This window comes from Euzebyales bacterium (assembly GCA_035461305.1).
Taxonomy (GTDB): Bacteria; Actinomycetota; Nitriliruptoria; order Euzebyales; family JAHELV01; genus JAHELV01.
Window position 1 is genome coordinate 1 of sequence record DATHVN010000100.1, and the last position, 5,020, is coordinate 5,020.

The window sequence follows — 5,020 nt, forward strand, 5'->3', positions numbered from 1 at the left end:
TGCTCGCCGTCGAGGACGGCCTCGGCGATCCGCCGCTCGACCGTGGCCGGATGATTCCGAACAAGGTCGGCTTCGTCGTGATGGCTCTCGTCGCCGGGGCGGCGGTCACGTTCACGGTCGTGCTGCCGATCGCGGGAGTCGTCCTGCTGGTCGTGTTCGCGCTGCTGTTCGTCGCACTGCCGTTCTGGTGGACGCGTCGTTCGTACGCCCGCGCAGCCGCTGCCGGCCGGCCCACGGGCGTGCAGATCAGGGGTGCCGGTCACGGCTTGCGGTCCGCTGGCGACGTGGTGCACTTCCTGGCGCGCTGGCGCGTCTTCACGATCCCCGTCACGATCGTGCTCGCCGTCCTCGGGGTCATCGGGTTCACCAAGGTCGAGACCGCGTTCTCCTTCAGCGACTTCTTCTCCGAGGACAGCGGCTTCATCCAGAGCGTCGACCTGTTCGAGGAGAACTTCGGTGCCGGCGGCGGTGGTGACGACGGCTACGTCTTCGTCGAGGGAGACCTGACCCGGCCCAGTGCGCTCAGCGCGCTCGAGCAGGCGGTGGCCGACATCGAAGAGGCTGACGCGGCCGGGCGCGGGTTCCTCCAGCGCGACGTCGACGGAACGCCGGTGACCGGCGACGACGCGACGACGATCGCACGTGCTGCCGTCGCATCACAGACCGCACGGGCAGAGATCGAGGCGACGACGGGCGTCGCCGTCACCGACGAGGACGGCGACGGCCTGCCCGACGCACCGGCGCAGACGAAGGCGATCTTCGACCAGGCGTTCAGCCGGGGGATCACGACCGACGGCGGCTTCCTGGCGTTCCGGCCCGAGACCGTTCCCGAGGTCGTCCGGGACAACGGGGACGGCACCTACGCGACGCGCGCCATCATCGGGATCGAGTCGTTGACCGACGATCGGATCATCTCGGACGCGCGCCGCGCGCTCGACGACGCGGCGGCGGACCTCGAGCAGGGCCCGGCGGCCGGCGCGTTCGACCGGGTGGCGGTGTCGGGCACGACGATCACGCAGAAGTCGAGCCTCGACTCGTTCACCCGGGCCATGGTGTACGCGCTGCCCGTCGCCGTCGTGCTGTGCACCCTGTTGGCGTCGCTGTTCATGCGATCCCTGAAGTACGGGATCGCCGCAGTGACACCGATCCTGCTCGTGGTCGGGTGGATCTACGGGTTCATGTTCCTGGCCGGCTTCAAGATCAACGTGGTCACGGCCACGATCGCCGCGATCGCAGTCGGCGTGGGGATCGACTACTCGACGCATTTCACCATGCGGTTCCGAGAGGAGTTCGAGGGCGAGCCGAGCAGATTCCCCGCGCTCAGGCGCGCCGGCGAGGGCACGGGCGGCGCGCTCGCGATCTCCGCCCTGAGCTCGATCCTCGGGTTCGCGGTCATGGCGCTGGCCCCGATGCCGATCTTCGCCACGTTCGGCACCCTCACCGCGGTCATGATCGCGTTCTCGTTGACCGTCGCCCTGCTCGTCCTGCCGAGCCTGCTCCTCGTCGTGACGTTCCGGCGCACCGGCGAGGAGCGCGAGCGCCTGATCGATCTCATCGGCCTCACCGGCGAGGAGTACGACCCGCATGCGCGGGCGACTGCGGCACGCACCCGTCAGCCGACGAAGTGATCCCTCGGTGAGGAACCGTCGGGGAGCGCGAGGTTGGCGGCCCACACCGTGAGCGTGTCGGATCGACGGGACCGACCTGCCAACGCCGCGTCAACTCTGGTCACCTGGCGGTGCCACTCCCGAGTCTCGCCCTCGCCGCGGTCATAGCGGCCTGGCGCTGCCACCCACTGGTCGTACTCCGGCGCTCGTGTCCGGTAGAACGCACGCTGCTCCCCGAGCAGGTCATCGTCGTTCATCGCCAGAGCCTCGCGCACGGCCGTCGGTCCGGGGGGAACCCTGCGCCGATGGGCGCGGGTCGTCGACGCCGTGCGCCCGGATCGTCACTCGCTGACGACGGCCCGCAGCACGTCGATCCTGGCGGCCCGGCGGGCCGGGAGGACGGCGGCGACCACACCTGCCAGGGCGGCGAGCACCACGACCACGGCCAGGCTGGTCACCACCGTGACGGTGGGCGCGGCGTATCGATGATCCGTCGTGGTCGTCATGCCGCCTCCCGGCTCGTCAGCTGGACGATCATTTGTCGCGTGGCTACATCGTGCGCGTCGCCCGTGGTAGGTCCGTAGGGGCAAAGGTCATGGACCTGCGGCCCTTCCTGTCGTGGCCTCACGCTGCGCAGCGGTCGCCCCCTGCGCCGTCGTCGCGTCGTGCGCCGGTGACGACGACGGCGCGGCACCCGATCTGGCGGGCGCGCAGGTCGAGGTGGTGGCCGTCTGGCAGGGCGCCGAGGCGCAGGCGTTCGAGCGCGTCCTCGACCGGTTCGCGGACCGTACCGGCGCAACGGTAGCGTTCTCGTCCACCCAGGGTGAGGACATCACCGCCGTCATCGACCAGCGCTTGGCCCGCAGGCGATCCGCCGGATGTAGCCATCCTCCCCCAACCCGGCCTTCTGGACTGGTATGCCACGTCGGGCGACATCCTGCCCATCGACGACCTGGTCGGAGACGAGGTCCGCTCGGGCTGGGCCCCGGTCTGGCAGCGCCTCGGCAGCCGCGGTGACGAGCTCTACGGCGTCTGGTTCAAGGCGGCCAACAAGAGCCTGCTCTCGGTGCCCGACGCCGCGTACGTACCGTGCATCGCCGACCTCCCCGCTGGGTGGTCGTTCACCCGCCTCGACGTCAGCGACGAGGGCACCACCATCGATCTCGAATCCGCCGCGCCGACCGTGGCATTGAGGTGACGTTGAGGTCGTCGTGCGACGTGGGTGGCGCCACGCCGATCGCACCGAGCGACGAAGGCACCCGCACCTACCAGCTCGTCGAGTCGATCGATCCCCGCTACGCCGGCTACATAGTCGACGTCTTCCCCGGCGGCTGCGTCGTATCGAAGCTACGACTTCCAGCGGGGAGCGCACGTCGCACTGATCACTGAGCTTCAACAGGCCGTCGACCTCTACCCCCGGCGGGAGCTGCGCCAGCGGCTCGACACCGACCTCGGCATCACGCTCGACCCGTGACGAGCCGGAGCGCCCGCTCGGTCGCCAGGCCGAGGGCGGCGCCGCCAGCGACGTCAAGCGGCATGTGGGCACCCACGTAGATGCGCGAGGCGCCGATGCCGAGCGCGCCCAGCCCCAGGGGAGCCCGAGCCAGCGGGCCCACGTGGGGCGCAAGCGCGGCCGCCATCGCAACCGCCACGCCGGCGTGCCCGGAGGGGTAGCCGAGACCGGCCTGCTCGCGACCTAGCACCCGGGCGACCTCGACCACCAACGCGGGCCGCCCCCGCTTGGCGAACGGCTTGATGGCCTTGGAGCCGAGCCACGACAGTGACCCGACAGTCGCCACGCGACGGCCCAGTCGGCGCCGCCCCGTCGCAGCGACGGCAGCGCCCCGTCGCCAGTGACCCGCCCAGGCTGCCGAGCTGCATGACCAACCACACGGGCACGAAGGGCCGGTCGCTGAGACCGTTGAGCGCTGCGAACCCACGCGACTCGATTCCTCGCAGCCGGCCGTCACGCGCGACCCGTGCTCCTATCGCCACCGCGCCGGCGGCGACGACCAGAACACCGACGTCGCGTGCCGTGCGGCCTGATCGACAGGTCTCGCGGGGCTCGATGCGCGAGCTGATTCGCCGCACGTTGCCGACCGGTCGCCGCGGACCGTCTCGAACTCGCGACTGCGATGGTCATGTCGCCGGGTGGTGAGGTGGCTCACGCCCTGGGACTCGACCGCTCCTTCCTTGACTCGTTCGCCGCGAAGTGGCGGCCGGGATAGCAGCGATGTCGATGTCTCCTCGCCGGGGGGACGTCCCGTGGCGTGGTGTAGGAGGGTGAGAGTCCACCACTGAGGTGGGCCACCGGCGTGACCTTCGAGGTGTTCCTACCCGGTATCACGAAGGAGAACGCCGGTGACCCCTCACAGAGTCTGACCTGTCCGAACTGTTCGCCGCGCTCAACGCCCGCGAGGTGACCGACACGATTCGTTGTCCGCTGGAGTGATCCTTCAGCAGCTGATCGAGGCGGAAGCGAGCGCGTTCATCAGCGCCGCGCCGCATGAGCGCACCCAGGCACGCATCGCACAGCGCAACGGGCATCGCCCGCGGCTGCTGGGCCAGCCTGGTCGCAGGTCACACGCTCGACGTGAGCTGCCAGTGACCGCGCGGCCGCTCGGCGTCCTGCGTGAGCTGGCACGTGCGTGCCACGCGGCGGTAGTGATGGGATTCGGTACCGCCCCTGGTTACCCGGCGGCGCATCCCTCCGCGGTCAGGTAGCCGTCGACCACCACCAGGCTGGTGCACCGCTCGGTGACTATGGCTGGGGTTCCGAACGCGTCGTGCGTCGTGTTGGTGCGGACCTCGACGACCCGGTGGCTCACGACCGTGTAGCGGTTGTAGATCGGGTCGCCCTCGACAGTAGGCAACTCCACGTCCAGGCGGGCGCGGTCGTCCCTGGCGAAGGCATCCAGCAGGCACTGCTGCTTCTCGCTTCGGCCCGGCGGGCCGTCCTCCTCGTCGGCGTTGGTGACGACGTACGCGCCGCAGTCCCCTCTTCGGGCTCGGGCGCGGCGTTCTCCTACGGCGTGTCGCCGCAGGCGGCGAGGGCGAGCAGTGGTACGAGGAGGAGCAGGCAGCGGCGCATGCGCTCATGACGTCGCCGTCGCCCACCGAGGTTCCCGTGCCACGAACGTGGCGGGTCCCTGACGTACGTCAGCGCCCGGTAGTGGGGCACACGCCACATACCGCGCGCTCGTGGTCTAGCCTTCGTGTCGCGTCGGGCGGCTCACGGCCCCGGCGTGCAACAAGGGGGAACGATGACGCGCCATCGTCGTACCAGCCGGGTACTTGTCTCGATCCTGGCCACCGCAGGGATCGTCGCCACGCTCGGGGTGCCTGCCGGCGCCCATCCGGACCCTGGCGACGGTCACGTCCACGACGGCAGCCTGGACGGGCACAACGAGGAC

6 protein-coding genes are annotated in these 5,020 nt (G+C 70.3%); 2 read left to right on the plus strand and 4 right to left on the minus strand.

Features of this window, described 5'->3' with window-relative positions; translation table 11 throughout:
• Positions 1–1,628, plus strand: a 1,628-nt coding sequence (locus tag VK923_09135) for an MMPL family transporter (protein HSJ44830.1), incomplete at its 5' end; no start/stop codon positions are given.
• Here VK923_09135 and VK923_09140 read toward each other — a convergent pair.
• Both VK923_09140 and VK923_09145 read right to left on the minus strand, forming a co-directional pair.
• Entirely contained in the window at positions 1,613–1,864 is a 252-nt protein-coding gene (locus VK923_09140) for a hypothetical protein (protein HSJ44831.1), read from the minus strand. The genes VK923_09135 and VK923_09140 overlap by 16 nt on opposite strands.
• Positions 1,865–1,948: 84 nt before the next feature.
• Positions 1,949–2,113 (minus strand): hypothetical protein, encoded by a 165-nt coding sequence (locus VK923_09145; GenBank protein HSJ44832.1) that lies wholly within the window; start codon positions 2,111–2,113, stop codon positions 1,949–1,951.
• Positions 2,114–2,430: 317 nt separating this feature from the next.
• On the opposite strand from VK923_09145, the gene VK923_09150 reads away from it, so the two are divergent.
• Positions 2,431–2,805 (plus strand): hypothetical protein, encoded by a 375-nt coding sequence (locus VK923_09150; protein ID HSJ44833.1) that lies wholly within the window; start codon positions 2,431–2,433, stop codon positions 2,803–2,805.
• A gap of 259 nt (positions 2,806–3,064) precedes the next feature.
• Here the strand turns inward: VK923_09150 and VK923_09155 are convergent, their stop codons facing one another.
• Together VK923_09155 and VK923_09160 are read right to left on the minus strand one after the other, a co-directional pair.
• Complete coding sequence (locus tag VK923_09155; protein ID HSJ44834.1) at positions 3,065–3,406, minus strand: phosphatase PAP2 family protein; 342 nt, start codon at positions 3,404–3,406, stop codon at positions 3,065–3,067.
• Between the two features lie 891 nt (positions 3,407–4,297).
• Entirely contained in the window at positions 4,298–4,486 is a 189-nt protein-coding gene (locus tag VK923_09160; GenBank protein ID HSJ44835.1) for a hypothetical protein, read from the minus strand.
• Between the last annotated feature and the right edge of the window lie 534 nt (positions 4,487–5,020).